We start from the raw sequence: 16,518 nt of genomic DNA on the forward strand, positions 1-16,518 counted from the left end.
GGGTTGAAAACCCGCGTTCCTGAGTGGGGTGCAGCCTACTGGAGACCCAGGACGTCCTGCATGTCGTAAAGACCGGCGGGCTTGTCGGTGAGCCAGACGGCGGCTTGGACCGCGCCGGCGGCGAAGGTCATGCGGGAAGATGCCTTGTGGGTGAGTTCCACGCGTTCGCCGTCGGCGGCGAACATGACGGTGTGGTCGCCGACGACATCGCCACCACGGAGGGTGTGCATGCCGATCTCGCGTTGGGTGCGGGCTCCGGTGAGTCCGACACGGCCGTGTTTGATGTCGTCCTCGTAGTTGGTGCCCGTTTCCTCATTGAGGATCTCAAGGAGGCGCCGTGCGGTGCCGGAGGGGGCATCGATCTTGTGGCGGTGGTGCATTTCGGTCACCTCGATGTCGAAGCGCTCCTGCTTGAGAACCTGGGCGGCCTTGCGGGTGAGCCAGAACAGGGTGTTGACGCCGATCGAGTAGTTCGGCGCAAAGACGATGGGCAGGGTCTTCGAGGCTTCGACGATGGCGGCACGTTCCTCGTCGCTGTGACCGGTGGTGCCGATGACCAGGCGTGTGTTGGTCTTCAGCGCCTCGGCGAGAACTTCGCCGGTGAACGAGTGGATGGTGAAGTCGATGACGGTGTCCGCTGGAGCCATGGCAGCGGCGAGGTCTTCACCGGCGTCGTGAGTCGAAGCGAGGGCCGCGTCGGGATTCTCTTCGACGGCTTGAATGATGGTCTGGCCCATGCGGCCGGACTTTCCTGTGACGAGAATTTGGTTCATGGATCAAAGAAGGGAAAAATCTTCGAGGAGGGTGGTCAACTCGGCGCGCTGAGGCTCGCTGAGCGGCACCATGGGCAAGCGGATTTCGTTGGTGCAGTGGCCCTGGAGGGCGACGGCTTCCTTGATCGGCACGGGGTTGACTTCCAGCGACATGAGTCCGCGGAAAAGCGGGTAGTATTGCTTCTGCAGGGCGAGAGCTTCGTCGTAGGAACCGTTCAGGCAGGCGCGGACGAGGCGGGCCATAATGTCAGGAATGATGTTGGCTGCGACGGAGACGAGTCCCGTCGCTCCGCATGCCATGAAGGGCAGGGTCAACGGGTCATCCCCGGAAAGGATGGCAAAATCCTCGGGGAGGGCCTGGGCCAGTTGGTTGACACGATCGACCGAGCCGCCGGCTTCCTTGATGGCGGTCACGTTTTCGCAGTCGGTGGCCAGTCGGACGGCCGTCTCGATGCTGATCTCGATGACCGAGCGCCCCGGAATGCTGTAGAGCATGATGGGCAGGCTGGTGGCATCGGCCACGGCCTTGAAGTGCTGGTAGAGACCTTCCTGGGAAGGCTTGTTGTAGTAGGGGCAGACCTGCAGGGATCCGGTGGCGCCGGCTCTTTCGGCGGCCTGGGTCAGCTCGATCGCTTCGGCGGTGGCATTGGCGCCGGTGCCGGCGACGACCTGACAGCGACCCGCCGCGTATTCGATCGCCAGCTTGATGACCTCGATGTGTTCATCGGATCGGAGGGTGGGGGACTCGCCGGTGGTGCCGACGGGGACGATGCCATCGACGCCGGCTTCGATCTGGCGTTCGACCAGGGCCTGGAAGGCGGTGCGGTCGATTTCGCCGTCGCGGAACGGAGTGATGAGGGCGGTGTAGGTGCCACGGAAGCTCATGGCCGGGGAGGATGTACGGCTCCGGGCATTTGTCCAATCCTGCTTTGCTGCAGGTTCGGGCTCAGCCCTTCAATTCGTCGCGTGCCTCATCGACCTTCTTTTTGAAGGCCTTGGTGGCGTCGCGGTTGGCCTCGAGTTCGCTTCGCCCCGCTTTCGCGATGACTCCTTCGAGCTCAGGGTCGAAGACGTAGAAGGTCACCGAAGCGCCACCGGGAGAATTCTTCACCTGCTGGTGGACTGAGGCGGGGATGTCCTTGCCCGAGCGAGCCTGGGGGACGCGCATGAAGACCATCACGCAATCCGATTTGATCGCCTTGGTTCCGTTTTCCATGGCGGCGGCACAGCGAGGACAGCCGTCGTCTCCCTTGACCGCGACGGCGATCAATTTCTTCGCCTTACGGGCCTTTTCCTGCGCTTCCGCAAATTCGTCGGACTCCATGAATCCACGAGGGGCGTCACCGGCAATGGCAGTTCCGATGACGAATGCGGTGAGGAAGAGACCGATGAGCTTTTTCATGATGCTGAAGGATGGGAGATCGCCGAATCGGCGACAAGCTCCAACCGCTGCGTGGATCAGAGCTCGATGTCGCCTTCGAAGACGAAGTCGGCCGGGCCGGTGAGGGTGACCTTGGCAAAGGAATTCTCGCCGGTTTTTTCGAAGCCGATCTCGAGGGTGTCGCCACCTTTGACGTCGACCTTGATCGGGGAAGGCGCTCCGTCGTTCAGGTGGTGCATCAGGGCGCAGGCGACCATGCCGGTGCCGCAGGCCAGCGTCTCATCCTCGACCCCGCGCTCGTAGGTGCGGATGGCGATGTGGCCGGGGTCGAGCACTTGGGCGAAATTGGCGTTCGTTCCTTTCGGCGCGAAGCGCTCGTGGTAGCGGATGGCTGCACCATTCCGGACCACATCGGTGGCTGCCAGGTCGTCGACGAAGGCAACAACGTGAGGGACTCCGGTATTCACTGAGTGGAGGGTGGCATCGAGGCCGTCGACCGAGGCACCAGTGTCCATCACGAGGTCGAAGGGATCGGACATGGCGATGCGGACGTTCTCCTCGACGTTCTCGGCGGCGAGGGTGCCGGCGATGGTTTCGAAGGTGACCTGATCGGGCTCGCCCTCCATCAGGGCGGAGGTGAAGCGCCCGAAGCAGCGTGCTCCGTTGCCGCACATCTCGGCTTCACCGCCGTCGGCATTGTAGTAGCGGAACTTGAAGTCGGCCCCGTGCTCGGCTGGCTCGACGGCAAGCAAGCCGTCGGCTCCGACACCGCGGTGGCGGTCGCAGATGAACTCGATCTGCTCGGGGGTCAGCTTGAGTGAGAGGTCACGGTTGTCGACGACGACGAAATCGTTGCCGGCGCCGTTCATCTTGTAGAAGTGGAGAAGCATGGTCGGGGAAAGCTAGGGCTGGAGGCGCTGGGGTCAATGAGGGGTGTCAGGCGGACTTGGTGGCCTCGATCAGCGGGGTGATGAATTCGCGCACGGCATCTGCGGCACGTTCGGGGTTCAGCTCGATCTGCTTGACGATGGCGGAGCCCACGATCACTCCGTCGCCGGCCTTGGCGACCATCGATGCCTGTTCCGGGTTGCTGATGCCGAATCCAACGCAGATGGGGGTTTGGGTGTGAGGGGTGATGCGTGCCACCTGGGCGGCGATGTCGTCCGAAGGAGCGCCATGACCTCCGGTGACACCAGTACGGGAAAGGGCGTAGATGAAGCCCTCGGCATCCTTGGCGAGAAGCTCGACCCGTTCCTGCGGGGTGGTGGGCGCGATCAAGCGGATGTGATGGAGGCCTTCACCCTTGGCGAGGTCCTTGTTGGCGGCGGCTTCCTCGGGTGGCAGGTCGAGCAGCAGGATGCCGTCAGCCCCGGCTGCGGCCGCGTCCTTGTGGAAGGATTCGAAGCCGTAGGTGAAGACGGGATTCAGGTAGGTGAAGAGCACGATGGGGGTCTCGTGGGTCTTTCTGAATTCGCGGATGAGGTCGAGGCTGCGCGCGGTATTCATGCCCGCCTTGAGGGCGCGGTCCGCGGCCATCTGGTTGACGATGCCATCGGCAAGCGGGTCGGAGAACGGAAGACCGAGCTCGATCACGTCGGCGCCGGCATCGGCGATCGTGCGGATCACTTCGAGTGAGACATCGAACGATGGGTCACCGGCGGCGACGTAGGCGACGAAGGCTTTCTCCTGCTTGGAGCGGAGCTGTTGGAAGACGGCATCGATTCGATTCATGGCGGCGGCGCTTGATAGGCGCGGCGGCGGGGTTTTGCAACCGTGCGTCTCGTTCCCGACCGGGTGGGGCAGATCGGCTTCATTCACTCTTTGGCCACGAAGCAGGTGCCGATCTCGGCCTTGTGGGCTTCGTCGGGGATGCGGAAGTGATCGGCAGGGAAGGCTCCCGGGACTTTTGCGGAGGTAAGGCTCAGCGAGAACTGCCCGGAGCTCTTCAGGCGATCTTCCTCCTGCACCCAGCTGGTGTTCCTCAGGTTCGTCCAATGGATCCGGAGGGGGAGCAGGTAGTGGTCGACAAACCGGGGGCCGATTTCGCGAAGCCCGTTGTGATTCGAGACTTCGGTGCTGAGGCTGAAGACAATGCTCCGTTGGCGGGTAGGGTCCTTGGGGTTGTCTGGATTGCGGTCGGCGGGTGGACCGGCATTGAGCATCTGGTAGATGGCGGTCATCGCGGTGGGCTCCTTGATGAGGGTGAATTCGACCCGGGGCTGGGTGAAGGTTTTCCCCGCGACCGAGAATGAGGCGGACCGGGCGGGGAATCGGAACGAGTCGGATGCCGGAGCGCCTCTCACCGTGTCGGTGAATGCCTCATGTTTCTTGGATTCATCGATCGAAGCGAACCGTTGCAGCGGGACCAGTCCGGTGCCGCCCCAGCGGCCGAAGTAGCGGCGGGATTTCCGGATGCACGAATACGCCTGATCCTTCAGGTCGAAGATGAGGCTGGAGGCCAGCTGCGGGCAATCGACCCGGCCGAGGGAGCCCTCGGTGGTGATGATGAACTCGTAGTCGTCGCCGTGTTGGGTCTTGAGTTGATAGTGCAACTCGAGCCTTTCAGGGGTGGCGGCGGCCCCTGAGCAGCCGTGGGCGAAGTGGTAGGTGGCTTGGTCTTCCTCGGTGAGCGAGGAAACATCCAGGGGGCGGGTTTTCCCGGAATTGTCCCGGAGGGATGGCTCGCCCGTGCGGTCGAAGCTCAGTTTCCCTTCGAAGGAGGAGCCATCGGCGAAGTGCCATGGGCGGGATGGGGTGGTGCTGGAGCGGAAATCGAGGGGCAGCTCGATGCGTCCCGCTGTCTGGGCGTTGACCGGGGGTGCTTTCCTGAAAACGGCCGGTTTGAAAAGCGGGTCGTCTGTGGGTGGAGTGCGGCGTTTGCCTTCAGTCGCGAACAGGTAGGGCTTGGCGATCACGACGGTGTCCCATTCCTTGGGGTCGACGTAGAGTTTCGCCTCATTGTCGCCGACGAAATCGGGGAGGCCGTCGAGGTTCTCGGGGATGATCTTGTAGCTGTCCATCGATGACGACAGCGATCTCCCCATCGATTTGGGAGGTCGGCGTTTGTCGATCTCGATGCGCACCTTCTTCCGGCACCCCCACAGGTGGAGGACGGCGTCGCCATTCGGCTCGACGGACTCGACTGCGGCGCAGGCGCGATAGCGTCGACCCGACTCGTAGATCATCGACAAGCGAAGGACGACGGCATTCATGTCGCTGGCGTACTGGTGCAGCCTGGCAGGGCTGAAATCCGTGTCTTCCCGGACGACGATGGTGGCCTTGTCCTTCAGGTGTTCTTCGAAGTATTCCTCAAGGCCTTCGCGGAGTTTTTCGACGTCGATGACGCTGCCTCCGGTCCGGATTTTGCAGTAGCGGGCGAGGCGTTCGTGGGCCCATTCCAAGCGTTCATCGAAGTCGCCTTCTCGGGGGATCGGGAGGACTTTTTCGGTGTCCCACCAGCCGATGAACTGCCAGAAGGGATCGACGAGTTCGTCGGATTTCCGCGAGCCGACCGCTTCCGGCGTGGTGGGCATGATGGTGCTCCGCGGCATGGGCGGTGGGTTCTTGAATCCGTCGAGATTGTTTTCCCCGGCCTCGGCAGGCTGGTCTGCAGCGGGTTCTCGCGAGGAGGGACGGCTGTCGAGGATCAGCTGGCGATCGGGGTCACTCAGATTGGCAAGCGCGATGGTGAAGACCTTGCCGGTATTGGATGCGATTTGAGCGCTCTTCTCATCGGTGGTGACCTGGAGGAAGATGCCACGGAAGGTCTTGCCGTTCTTGCCGGTCCAGATTCGTTCCTCCCGAAGGTTGTCGCCGTGGGCGACGATGATGCAGAGCAGGAGCGCGGCGAGCGTTTTGAGATTCATGGGGCTGGGAAACCGGGTTAGCGGGAGGCTTTCTCCGAGAGCATGAGGGGATCGAGTGGAGGAGGAGAGGGTTTGCCTTCCTCGGCGAATGCGTAGGGGCGCAGGGTGTAGATGCCGTCCCATTGCTCCGGGATCAGGAGGAACTGCACCGAGTCCTCCTTCATGCGCTCGGGCAGGTCCTCTTGGTTCTGCACTTTGATTTCGTAGGAGGTTCTGGGGATGGTCTGGCCGCCGATGGTGACGTCGGTGGGGTCCTCTTCGAGAACGGTGATCTTGCCGATGAAACGTTGGCCCCATGTGTGGAAGACGATGGTGCCATCCGGGCTGGCGGAGATCAGGGCGACCCAGTGGCCGGAGTCGTGGCGGGGTCCCCGGCGAATGCTCATGCCGAGCATGGTGGCATTGGCGCCCACCGTGTAGCGGGCCAGATTTTGCGGGCGAATGTCGTAGTCTGCCTTGAAGCGCAGGGTGGCGGTGTCTTCGAGCCGCTTTTCGAAGTATTCAGTGAATCCCTCTTTGGCTTCCTGAAGGCTGGTGCCGCTGGTGTTTCGGGTGCCGCAGTGGCGCGCCATTTGGCTGTGGATCCACTCGGCCTTGTCTTCGAAGTCACCGCGTTTCGGGATCTCCAGGTAGCCTTCGGTGTCCCACCAGAGGACGAAGTTGCAGAAGGCACTCGGCACGCAGTCGCTGGCCTTCTGGCCGAAGTCGCCTTGGGAAATGATGGGGATCTTGCTGCGATCGATGGTGTGGGGCTTGAACTTTCCGGAGCTCTCCCAGGTGGGGAGTGCGGCGGGACCATCTTCGTCGTTCTTGGGGCTGGATTGCTCGAGGATGAAGCGCTGATCGGCCTCGGAGAGGTTATGGATGCCGATCTTGTAGGCTTTGCCCGAGGTGGAGATAATCTCCACTTGCTCGTCGAGGATCCGGGCGAGCTGGCCGCGGAAGGAGCGCCCGTTCTTGCCGGTCCACGTGCGGACGTCGTCGGGTGGGGCGGCGTGCAGCACGCCCGCGAGGGCGAGAATCCATGGTAGGACGGCGGATTTCATCCGGTTAGAAAGCAGAATTCGGGACCGGGAATCAAGTGATCTGAAAGGGAATGGCATGATTTGGCCCGTCGGCGCCGTTTGCTCAGGCTCCGGGGGCTTGTGAAAACTTTCACAAACCGCTTGAGGATGGCGCGGGTGGAGGACATGGTCCCGCCGCCCGCCATGGAAACCGAGAACGGACAGATTACCCACACCGCCTACGATTCGAAGATCGAGGGCAACGTGATTTTTACTCGTGTGGACGCCGCAATGAATTGGATGCGGAAGAACTCGCTATGGCCGATGCCGATGGGTCTTGCCTGCTGCGCGATCGAGATGATGGCGACGGCGTGTTCGCGCTTTGACCTCTCTCGCTTCGGCATGGAGGTGATGCGCTTTTCCCCACGTCAGGCGGACGTGATGATCGTCTCCGGCACGGTGACCTACAAGATGGCCCTCGCGGTGAAGCGGATCTGGGACCAGATGCCTGAGCCGAAGTGGTGCATTGCGATGGGCGCCTGTGCGTCGAGTGGTGGCATGTATCGCAGCTACGCGGTGCTGCAAGGAATCGACCAGTTGATCCCGGTGGATGTTTACATTTCCGGCTGCCCGCCGCGTCCTGAAGCTCTGATCGAAGGGTTGATGAAGGTGCAGGCGAAGATCGAGGGCGTGGAAGCCCTGTCCGAGCAGAAAAAGGAATTTTTCGAAGAGCTTTCCTCCTGAGAACGATGTCAGCGGTGAACGATATTGAAGCGATTCAAGCCAAGTGGGCGGATGCCGTGGTTGGCACCAAGGAATTCCGCGGTGAGCACACGGTCAGCGTGAAATTGGACTCGTTGTTGGAGATCCTCACCCATGCACGGAAGGAACTCGGCTATGATTTCCTGCTCGATATCTCGAGCTTGGATCATTTCGGTCAGGATCCGCGTTTTGAGATGGTTTACGAGTTGGCGACGGCGGATGACTCGAAGCACCTGCGTGTGAAGGCGAAGGTCGGCGAAGAGGAAGAGGTTCCCAGCGCAACCGGACTTTGGTCGGCTGCCGATTGGCACGAGCGCGAGGTTTACGACATGATGGGAATCCGGTTTTCCGGTCACCCCAACATGAAGCGCATTCTGATGTGGGAAGGGTATCCATTCTACCCCCTGAGGAAGGATTTCCCGCTGGCTGGCAGACCCAGTGAAATGCCCGACGTGGCGTTCACCGGGGTGGCACCCCTTGAGGGCGGCCCATTCGTGACCAGCCCGGGAGAAGGTGATCCTGTGACGCGCGAGCCCCGGTCGAGGGAGTTCGAGTGACTCGGGCAGGACTGCCCATGCTGTGTGAATTCCCGACGAATCACGGGTTTTTGCGTTCGGGTATCGCTTTGAGTGGATTGAATGCCTTCGTGAAGGATGCTTTCAGGATTGCTCCGATGCGATCGGGTGCCATCACCTCGGAAGGAGGCCCATGTTGATCCATCGAGCGAGAGATCTGGTTACGGCTCGCGTGACCCTGATTCTGGCAACGCTACTCCTTGTCGTCCATGGGGTGGTTGAAGTCTGCGGCGGCCCCGAAGGAGTCTCCGCATGGTATTTGACCTTCGGGTTGAGCCGCGAGGGGTTGTTGCAGGGGCAGGTCTGGCAGCTGTTCACCTATGGCTTTCTGCATGGCGACTGGCTGCACCTGGGCCTGAATTTGCTGGCGTTGCTGGCCGTTGGTGCCCGGTTGGAGCGGATCGGCGGGCCTGAGATGGTGCTCAAGACCGTGGCAGTCGGTTTGCTCGGTGGTGGCGTTTTTCACGTAGCACTCTCGGGGTCGGATTCCCAAGTGCTGGTGGGGGTTTCGGGAGCGGTTTTCGCGGGAGTTCTGTGTTTGAGTGGCATTTCGCCGGGGTCCCGCATGTGGCCGCTGCCGATCTCGGGAAAAAATTTCGGCTATGGGGTGCTGATTGCGTCCGCAGTGCTTGCCAGTTTGAATCCACGGCTACGCCTGGGTGATTGGTCGGATTGGGGTCGACAGCTCGATGACCTGGGTGGCGGCTTGGTGTTCAGCACCTCCCATGCCTGCCACTTGGGTGGAGCCTTGGCCGGACTGGTCGCAGCGCACCGGTTGCTGCGACCCCGCGTGTCTCTGGCACAGTTGCAGGCCGACCGCCGCCGCCGGGAAGGCCCGTGTGGCTGATCCGTCCAAGGGTGTCCGGGCTGGGCTCAGCGGCGCTGTCCCCGACCGCTCTGGGGCTTCACGTTCTGCAGGCCTGCGGCTGGATTCCCACGCGGCGATGACCACGGCTTGGCAGCAGGTGCCGGAGGACGGCTTGGCGCTTGGGGTTGTGCCTGGGTCCGGTTGCTGGCGGGTGGGGTCGAGCGGGTCGCAACCGGTTGGTTGTATCCCGGTCTTGTGGTTTTCACGGAAGGTCGGGAGGGTTGACGGGGTTGCTGAGTGGCTTGTGGGCGGTTGCGGCCCGAGGACTGGATCTGTGGTCGGGTCGGTTGCGGGCTCGAGAATCCGGGCTGGACGGAACTCTGAGTGGGGCGGCCGCGACGCACGATATTGCCGGATGCTGGCTGAGTCGGCTGAGTCGGGCGATATGCCCCGTTGTTTCCCCGCGAAGGCTGAGTCCGATTGTTTGCGAAGGTGGCTGCCTGACGGGCGCGTTGTTCCTGCCATTTGTGGGCGGTCTCACTGCGCTTTTCCTGAACGTTTCGGGCCCAGGCGTGATTCTTTGCCCGCAGGAGGGCCATCCGGTCCTTGTAGCGGTCAATCTGATGGTTGTTCACGCCGCGGGGTGGAGGGCACGCTCCACGTCCGTTCCAGCCGTAGGGATGGGGGACATGGGCAACGGGACGCGGGCAATAGCCACGCGGATAGTATCCGTTGAGCCAGGGGTCGTAGTAGCAATGGCGGGTCCGGTCGTAGTAGCAGCGGACACTGCTGTCGTAGAACCAGCGGTCGCTGCTGGTGTAAATGAACGAGGTTCCGGCGCCGGAGAACCCGTAGCTGTCCGAGTAGCCGGAATTGTAACCGCTGTCGTATCCCCCCGGGTAGTAGCAGGAGGCGAGGGACGTCGCGGCCAAGGCGGCGAGCGCCAGTCGTCGAAAGTGAATCGTCATGCGGGTATGACGAAGGATCCGGAGAATCATTCAATCGGATTGGGCAAACCGTCTTTCATCAAATGTCGGCATTCGGGCGCGAGGGCGTTGACAGTCGGAGGATAGCTTCGTTTTCTGAGTGCCCATTGAGCGCACAAAATTCGATACTTGTCACAGGTGGAGCGGGCTACATCGGTTCCCACACGGTCCGGCTTCTGGCTTCCCAGGGTCGCAAGGTGGTGGTTCTCGACAGTTTGGTATTCGGCCACGAGGGCGCGATTGTCGATGAAGGTGTGGAACTGGTCGTGGGCGAGGTGGGAGACCGGGAACTGGTGGACCGCCTGTTCACCGAGCACAAGTTCGACGCGGTGGTGCACTTTGCGGCCTTTGCCTATGTGGGTGAATCCGTGACGGACCCTCTCAAATATTATCGGAACAACACCGCCGAGCCCCTGACCCTCCTCGAGGTCATGCAGAAGCATGGCTGCAAGACCTTCGTCTTTTCCTCCACCTGCGCCACCTATGGCGTGCCGGAATCCGTGCCGATCGTGGAAAGCAATCCACAGGACCCGATCAATCCCTACGGACGGTCGAAGTTGATGGTGGAGTGGATCCTGCGCGACTGCGACTCGGCGTGGGGTCTCAAGAGTGCTTGCCTGCGCTACTTCAATGCGAGTGGCTCCTCGGCGGACGGAAAAATTGGCGAGGATCATGATCCGGAGACGCACCTGATCCCTCGTGTTCTGATGGCCATTACGGGGGAAATCTCCCATTTGGATGTCTTCGGAACGGATTATCCGACTCCGGACGGCACCTGCATCCGGGATTACATCCACGTCGAGGATCTGGCTTCAGCGCATGCGAAAGCGATCGACCATCTCGCCGCCGGAGGCGATTCCGTTCGCTGCAACCTCGGCACCGGTGTTGGTGTTTCGGTAAAGCAGATCATTCAGGCAGCTGAAGAGGTTACCGGCAAGGAGGTCCCGATCAAGTATGGACCCCGGCGTGAGGGAGATCCCCCGCAATTGCTCGCCGATCCTAGCTACGCCAAGGAAAAACTGGGCTGGGAGGCCCAGTTCAAGGACGTCCATGACATGGTCCGATCGGCGTGGTCATGGATGAGTGGCCCGCAGAAGGGACGATACGAAAAATAGCTCCTGATCGGTAATTGCGTTGTAATCACCTTACGGCTTGATGCCGATCCCTTTGTAGGCTTTCTTAAACAAAACTCAACGAACGTTCATGCAATCAAATACCCATCGACAACCCCGAGCCTTCACCCTGGTGGAGTTGCTGGTCGTCACCCTCATCATCAGCATCCTTCTTACGGTTGGCTCGGTTGCCTTCAAGGGAGCCGGCGGTAAAGGAGTCACATCCGCTCTGGCGACGACGGAAGCGCTTTTTGACGAAGCTCGATCCATTGCGGTCGGCAAGGGAACCCGAGCCCGGGTTCTGGTCGATGTCGACGATGTGAACTCGGACACGTATCTTCGCCGTGTGGTTGTAGCTTTCGAGGAACTCGACGATGAAGGCAATCCGGTCACCAATTCGTGGGAACTGGTCGGACGTGGATACTCGCTGCCCGACAGGACCTACTTCAGTCGACAATACAGCAAGCGGAACCATGAAGGTGGCTCCGGTGATTTGCAGGAGATGACCTTGGTGGGTGTCAGCGGTCTCTACGACGGCAGATACCTCTACTACGAATTCAATTCCGAAGGGATCTGCACGACCGGACTCAACAACAGCGGAGATTATACGGGTCCGAGCTTCGTGCTCGGCAACGGTATCCGCCCGAAGGGCCAGGACCCGAAGACTGCAGGTGATGGCAAGCGTGACTTCGGTGGCTTTGTGATCTGGCGGAATGGTTCCACCTCGATCTTCCGCAGCCCCGACCAAATCCTCGGTGGCGCGACACCAACCACTTTCTAATTCTCATGAAGACTCAATCAAGCATGCGCACGAACAGGGGCTTTACCCTGATGGAAACCGTGATCGCGATTGGCGTGCTCGCGGTTCTATTGACTGCCTTCCTCGCCGTGTTTGCTCCTGCGGCGCAGGGGATCCGGAAAGCCATCAGTGTGCAGGAGGCGGATCGCCTCGCCTACACGCTCGAACGTGAACTCGTCACCTTGCGGAGTGGTGATTCCGATGACTACAAGACTGGATTCGAGAAGGCTTACGAGTGGATCATTGACTCGAACGATTCATCCAAGGCGCTGCTGATCTATCAGTATCGTGGTGATCCGAATTCACTCCGTTCCGATGGGACGATGGAGCCCTACACCGGAAATGGTGTGGCGGGGCAGGATTTCATCGTTCAGCCAGTGGTTCGCCCGAAGGATTCAACCGAGTTGGAAGACGACTTGAAAGCCATTGAAGGACGGGTTTACACCGTTCAGATGACCCAACTGGTGTTCAATGGCGGCCAGTTGGCAAAGGGGACTGCAGGAGAGATCGTCGACCCGACGCCGGGTGATGGAGATTCCGGCGGCGGATCCGGTGTCGATGGCTACCCGGAAGCCGTGATTGCCTTCGCTGCCGAGTTCTATGCCGTTCCCAACTCCTCCTATTCCTACATCACCACGAAGATAAATGCGGCGACTTTCGCCAACGCGAAGCCCATCTTCACGCGCAACCTGGCCGTTCGTCGCTAAATCACCACGCTTATGAAAACCCTTTCTGCAACTCATCCCCGCCGTCGGGCCGGTGGTTTCACCCTCATCGAGTTGATGGTGGCCATGGGCATTACGGCAATCATCGTAGGTGTCTTGGTGACGATCACCGGTGTGGCCACGGACACGTGGACGCGCAGTCGCTCCGAGATCCGTGCTTCCCGCCAGGCGAAGGCCATGATCGAGACGATGGCGAAGGACTTCGAGTCCTTGGTCTCCCGCCGCGGTAACAACTTCGAATGGCTCCACTCCGAGATCGTCAGTGACGGCAACTTCCCGAAGGTGTCCGAGCGGCAGGGTGGTGCCTCTGCAGCGGCGAAGGTGACTTTCCTGACCGCCGCCACCGACCGCTACCTGGGTCAGGTCGGGGATTCCCAGTTCGACAAGGGGGGCGACATCTCCTGCGTCTCCTACAGCCTGAAGTATCGCGATCCCATCGAGGGTGGAACCGGTGGCAAGAATTCGACTTTTGTGCTCTACCGTTCGCTGGTGAATCCAGACAAGACCTTCACCGATCTCCTCGGGCAGGAAGATCTGGATCAGGCATTCAGCGGCTACGAATCGGCGGTCGATGATCAGGAGAACTTCATCTGTGAAAACGTCCACCAGTTTACCCTGACCTATCTGGTCGAGGTGACGAAGGAAGCATCGGGTGGAGGAACGACCCAGGAAGTCGTCCGCGTGACCCTCGGGAGCAGCAGCCCATCCGGGGAATTCAGCATCACCGGTAATGGTCTGGACACGAATTTGACATCGACCGGGGTCAGCCTGGACGAGATCAAGGCAGGCCGTTTGACAGGCGTGGAGATCAGCATTTCGGTGATCTCGGATGCGGGACTTGCCCGCATGGGATCGACTGGAAATGGTTTGAACGAGAAGGACTACGCCCGCCAGGTCTACCACTACTCGCGGATCGTCGAGGTCCCGGGAATGTGACAATCGGCCCCCTACTTTGAGGGGGCGTTTTTCAAACCTCCGATCTCAGGATCGGAGGTATTCGATTGCTTCGCGCAGGTGTTCGATGGTGACGTCCTTCGATAGGAAGGCGTCGCCGGCATCGCGGAGCAGCACGAATCGAATTTGACCGGATTGGAATTTCTTGTCGCGTGCCAGACGGTCGAGAACCGTTTCGGTGGTGATGGCATCGGGAAGCTGGACCGGCAGGTGGTATTGCTTGAGCAGATCTTCGATTTCCTGCGCCTTGGCAGCCGGTAGATCGCTCAGTTTTTTGCTCAGAAAGAGGGCGGCTCGAAGACCCAGTGAAATGGCTTCGCCATGAAGCATCTCACCGTAAGGAACGGCGGCTTCGATGCCATGGCCGATGGTGTGGCCGAAGTTGAGCAGCGCGCGGGTCCCGAGTGTTTCCAGTTCGTCCTCTTCGACGATGCGTGCCTTGATGGCGATGTTCCGAGCGATCAGTTCGGCGGGGACCTGTCGGTTGTCCGGGTCCAGAGCGGCCAGCTCGCCGATCATGGCGGCATCGCGGATGGCGGCGTGCTTGATCGCCTCGGCGAAGCCTTCGTGGAACTCCCTGGGAGGAAGGGTTGTCAGTGTGTCTGGATCAACCAGAACGAGGCTGGGCTGGTGGAATGCACCGACGAGGTTCTTTCCTTCCGGGAGATTGATTCCGGTTTTGCCGCCAACGGATGAGTCGACCTGGGCAACGATCGTGGTGGGGATCTGCACGAAGGGGATGCCCCGGAAGAAGCTCGCGGCGACGAAGCCGGCCAAGTCTCCGATCACGCCTCCGCCGAGGGCGACGATGAAGGACGACCGATCATGGCGTTCCGCCGCGAGTTCGCTGCACAGCTTGCCAAGTTGGGTGAAGCACTTGGAGGATTCTCCCGCCGGGACGATGTGGCGGGTGCTCTCGATGCCGGCGGCCGTGAGGGAGGCGATCAGGGTGTCGCCATGGTGTGGATCGACGTTGGAGTCCGAAATGACGGCGGCACGCTTTCCTGAGTGCAAGGGGGCGATGGCTTCTCCAGCTCGGACAAGTAGCCCGTTTTCCACCATGACCTGATAGGCCCGGTCGGCGAGATCGACATGAACGGTCGGCATGCGCGGAGAGTTGAGAGAGTGGCTCCGGGATGCCAGTGAAAAGATGACGACGTGTCATCTCAACCGTGCCGCAGACGATGCCAGCGGGAGGTGTCGGGATGGGTCAGGTGGCTGAGCGGAAGGTCGGATAATCCAAATTCCTGCACGATGTCCTCGAGGACGACAAGTGACGCGACGGTGTCGAAGAGCGCGTCGTGCCACGTTTTATCCTCGATCATCCCGGCGATGCGATCGCTCAGCCCGCGGGAGTCACAAATCGCGGACAGGGAGTGATCTTTGAGCTCCGGCCATGCGGAGCGGGCAAGGAGCAGGGTGTCGACCCAGGGCCCGAATCCATGACCGGGAAAGGCGCGGAGAAACCGCTTCTCGGTGCCTTTTCCATGAGCGACGACGACGCTCTGGCCGAGGTAGCGTTTCACGGTCGGCCAGAGTTCCAATAGCCGGGGGGCCCCGACCACGTCTTCGTCGGTGATGCCGTGGACCTTCCGGGCCGACCAGGTGATCGGGGCGTCGCTTGCGAGAAATGAGACGAAGGGGGCCTGATGGCCCTCCGAGCATGACCACCAGGCGAGACCAATCTGAACCGGAACGTCGGTGCGACCGCGGCTTGCTCCGGCAGACTCGAAGTCGATGCCCGCGAAACGAAAGTCGCGGATGGGGCAGTCTGACGGCTGGACGGGCATGAGGTGGCGCGAGGATGGGGGACTTGCCGGGAATCTCAAGCTTGCCATTGGGGCGGGGGTCACTGAAGTTCCGGCGCCCGATGTCCGACAGGAAGACACCGCTTTGGCTTTGGCCGAACCTGCTGAGCCTCGACGCCCCGCTGGTGGCTGTCGCATGGCTCTACATGTTTGCGCAGGCGTGGCAGGTGAACTACCTGCCGTGGCAGGCCTACCTTGCCCTCGGGCTGGGCGTGTGGGTGATCTACGTGCTGGACCGGTTGTTGGATCGGCAGGTTCGAAATCCGGGAGACCCTCTCATTGGTGACCGCCACGACTTTCACGCGAAGTATCAGACGGCCTTTCTTGTCGGTGTGGTGGGGGCTCTGGCATCCATCGTGGCGATCGTACTGACGGTGTTGCCGGTGGAGTTGCTGGTTTCCTATTCCGGTCCGGCGGTTGGCCTGGTCATTGCCTTCTTCGGAATGGTGCTCACCTCGGCGCAGAGCCAGGAGGTGCCGTATATGCGGAATCTGGTCGCTGGCCTGGCGTTCGGCTACGGCACGGCGATGATGGCCCACATTTATGTGCCGACGCAGGGCATGTATTCCCTCTTGTTCTCTCGGGAAATGCTTGGCTTCGCCATCTTGTGTGTCCTGAACATCACCGCGATCCACCTGTGGGAGCATTCGAGGATGTCGGATGATCCTGAGCAAAAGGCGGCCGATGAGATGACGCTGACCTTTCCTCTGCTCGTCGTCGCAGGGGTTTCCCTGGTCTTCGCTTATCAGGATAACCCGGGAATCTTCTCGGACGGAGCCGATGGAACCGAGCATCGTCCGTTTTTCTATGCCATCCTCGTGGCCGCGGCGTTGCTGCAGGTCATCAACCGGACGAGGAGCCGGTTCTCACTGGATGCCCAGCGGACTTTGGCGGATGGTGCGATGATCGCCCCCTTGCCGCTGTTTGTGATATTCGCGGCAGGCTGAGCTTGCCCGGATTCATGG

Annotated in this window: 18 protein-coding genes; 8 read left to right on the forward strand and 10 right to left on the reverse strand. The window is 61.0% G+C overall.

The window, feature by feature from the left end; translation table 11 throughout:
- Positions 1 to 35: 35 nt before the first annotated feature.
- The 7 genes from dapB to JIN81_RS08025 all read right to left on the reverse strand — a co-directional run bounded on the left by dapB (position 36) and on the right by JIN81_RS08025 (position 7,066).
- Positions 36 to 773, reverse strand: coding sequence for a 4-hydroxy-tetrahydrodipicolinate reductase (dapB, locus tag JIN81_RS07995; RefSeq protein WP_200278408.1), 738 nt, complete (start codon positions 771 to 773; stop codon positions 36 to 38).
- Positions 774 to 776: 3 nt separating this feature from the next.
- Complete coding sequence (gene dapA, locus JIN81_RS08000; protein WP_200278409.1) at positions 777 to 1,658, reverse strand: 4-hydroxy-tetrahydrodipicolinate synthase; 882 nt, start codon at positions 1,656 to 1,658, stop codon at positions 777 to 779.
- A gap of 61 nt (positions 1,659 to 1,719) precedes the next feature.
- On the reverse strand, positions 1,720 to 2,175 hold the full coding sequence (locus tag JIN81_RS08005) for a hypothetical protein (protein ID WP_200278410.1): 456 nt from the start codon (positions 2,173 to 2,175) through the stop codon (positions 1,720 to 1,722).
- Positions 2,176 to 2,231: 56 nt separating this feature from the next.
- Positions 2,232 to 3,044, reverse strand: a complete 813-nt coding sequence (dapF, locus tag JIN81_RS08010) for a diaminopimelate epimerase (protein ID WP_200278411.1) — start codon at positions 3,042 to 3,044, stop codon at positions 2,232 to 2,234.
- 46 nt (positions 3,045 to 3,090) lie between these two features.
- Positions 3,091 to 3,885 (reverse strand): tryptophan synthase subunit alpha, encoded by a 795-nt coding sequence (gene trpA, locus JIN81_RS08015; RefSeq protein WP_200278412.1) that lies wholly within the window; start codon positions 3,883 to 3,885, stop codon positions 3,091 to 3,093.
- A gap of 83 nt (positions 3,886 to 3,968) precedes the next feature.
- Positions 3,969 to 6,020, reverse strand: a complete 2,052-nt coding sequence (locus tag JIN81_RS08020; RefSeq protein WP_200278413.1) for a hypothetical protein — start codon at positions 6,018 to 6,020, stop codon at positions 3,969 to 3,971.
- A gap of 17 nt (positions 6,021 to 6,037) precedes the next feature.
- Positions 6,038 to 7,066, reverse strand: a complete 1,029-nt coding sequence (locus tag JIN81_RS08025; protein ID WP_200278414.1) for a hypothetical protein — start codon at positions 7,064 to 7,066, stop codon at positions 6,038 to 6,040.
- Positions 7,067 to 7,228: 162 nt separating this feature from the next.
- On the opposite strand from JIN81_RS08025, the gene nuoB reads away from it, so the two are divergent.
- The 3 genes from nuoB (at position 7,229) to JIN81_RS08040 (ending at position 9,208) form a co-directional block, all read left to right on the forward strand.
- Entirely contained in the window at positions 7,229 to 7,768 is a 540-nt protein-coding gene (nuoB, locus tag JIN81_RS08030) for an NADH-quinone oxidoreductase subunit NuoB (RefSeq protein ID WP_200278647.1), read from the forward strand.
- 5 nt (positions 7,769 to 7,773) lie between these two features.
- Entirely contained in the window at positions 7,774 to 8,343 is a 570-nt protein-coding gene (locus tag JIN81_RS08035) for an NADH-quinone oxidoreductase subunit C (protein WP_200278415.1), read from the forward strand.
- 151 nt (positions 8,344 to 8,494) lie between these two features.
- Positions 8,495 to 9,208 (forward strand): rhomboid family intramembrane serine protease, encoded by a 714-nt coding sequence (locus JIN81_RS08040; RefSeq protein ID WP_200278416.1) that lies wholly within the window; start codon positions 8,495 to 8,497, stop codon positions 9,206 to 9,208.
- A gap of 26 nt (positions 9,209 to 9,234) precedes the next feature.
- On the opposite strand, the gene JIN81_RS08045 is transcribed toward JIN81_RS08040, so the two are convergent.
- Entirely contained in the window at positions 9,235 to 10,137 is a 903-nt protein-coding gene (locus JIN81_RS08045) for a hypothetical protein (RefSeq protein ID WP_234044588.1), read from the reverse strand.
- 125 nt (positions 10,138 to 10,262) lie between these two features.
- Here JIN81_RS08045 and galE point away from each other — a divergent pair, with 125 nt between their 5' ends.
- From galE to JIN81_RS08065, 4 genes are all read left to right on the forward strand, one after another.
- Entirely contained in the window at positions 10,263 to 11,270 is a 1,008-nt protein-coding gene (gene galE, locus JIN81_RS08050; protein ID WP_234044589.1) for a UDP-glucose 4-epimerase GalE, read from the forward strand.
- An 88-nt stretch (positions 11,271 to 11,358) separates the two neighbouring features.
- A complete protein-coding gene (locus JIN81_RS08055) occupies positions 11,359 to 12,048 on the forward strand; it encodes a pilus assembly FimT family protein (RefSeq protein ID WP_200278419.1) in 690 nt (229 codons plus the stop codon).
- Between the two features lie 23 nt (positions 12,049 to 12,071).
- Entirely contained in the window at positions 12,072 to 12,773 is a 702-nt protein-coding gene (locus JIN81_RS08060) for a type IV pilus modification PilV family protein (protein WP_200278420.1), read from the forward strand.
- Between the two features lie 12 nt (positions 12,774 to 12,785).
- Positions 12,786 to 13,727, forward strand: a complete 942-nt coding sequence (locus JIN81_RS08065; protein WP_200278421.1) for a PulJ/GspJ family protein — start codon at positions 12,786 to 12,788, stop codon at positions 13,725 to 13,727.
- Between the two features lie 45 nt (positions 13,728 to 13,772).
- Here the strand turns inward: JIN81_RS08065 and aroB are convergent, their stop codons facing one another.
- Positions 13,773 to 14,852: a 3-dehydroquinate synthase gene (gene aroB / locus JIN81_RS08070; RefSeq protein WP_200278422.1), complete on the reverse strand. Its 1,080-nt coding sequence runs from the start codon at positions 14,850 to 14,852 to the stop codon at positions 13,773 to 13,775.
- A 59-nt stretch (positions 14,853 to 14,911) separates the two neighbouring features.
- Positions 14,912 to 15,535 carry a 3'-5' exonuclease gene (locus JIN81_RS08075; RefSeq protein WP_200278423.1) on the reverse strand — a complete coding sequence of 208 codons (624 nt, stop codon included), beginning with the start codon at positions 15,533 to 15,535 and terminating at the stop codon, positions 14,912 to 14,914.
- A gap of 80 nt (positions 15,536 to 15,615) precedes the next feature.
- On the opposite strand from JIN81_RS08075, the gene JIN81_RS08080 reads away from it, so the two are divergent.
- On the forward strand, positions 15,616 to 16,500 hold the full coding sequence (locus JIN81_RS08080) for a hypothetical protein (RefSeq protein ID WP_200278424.1): 885 nt from the start codon (positions 15,616 to 15,618) through the stop codon (positions 16,498 to 16,500).
- Positions 16,501 to 16,518: the final 18 nt, after the last annotated feature.

The organism is Haloferula rosea (assembly GCF_016595525.1).
Taxonomy (GTDB): Bacteria; Verrucomicrobiota; Verrucomicrobiia; order Verrucomicrobiales; family Akkermansiaceae; genus Haloferula; species Haloferula rosea.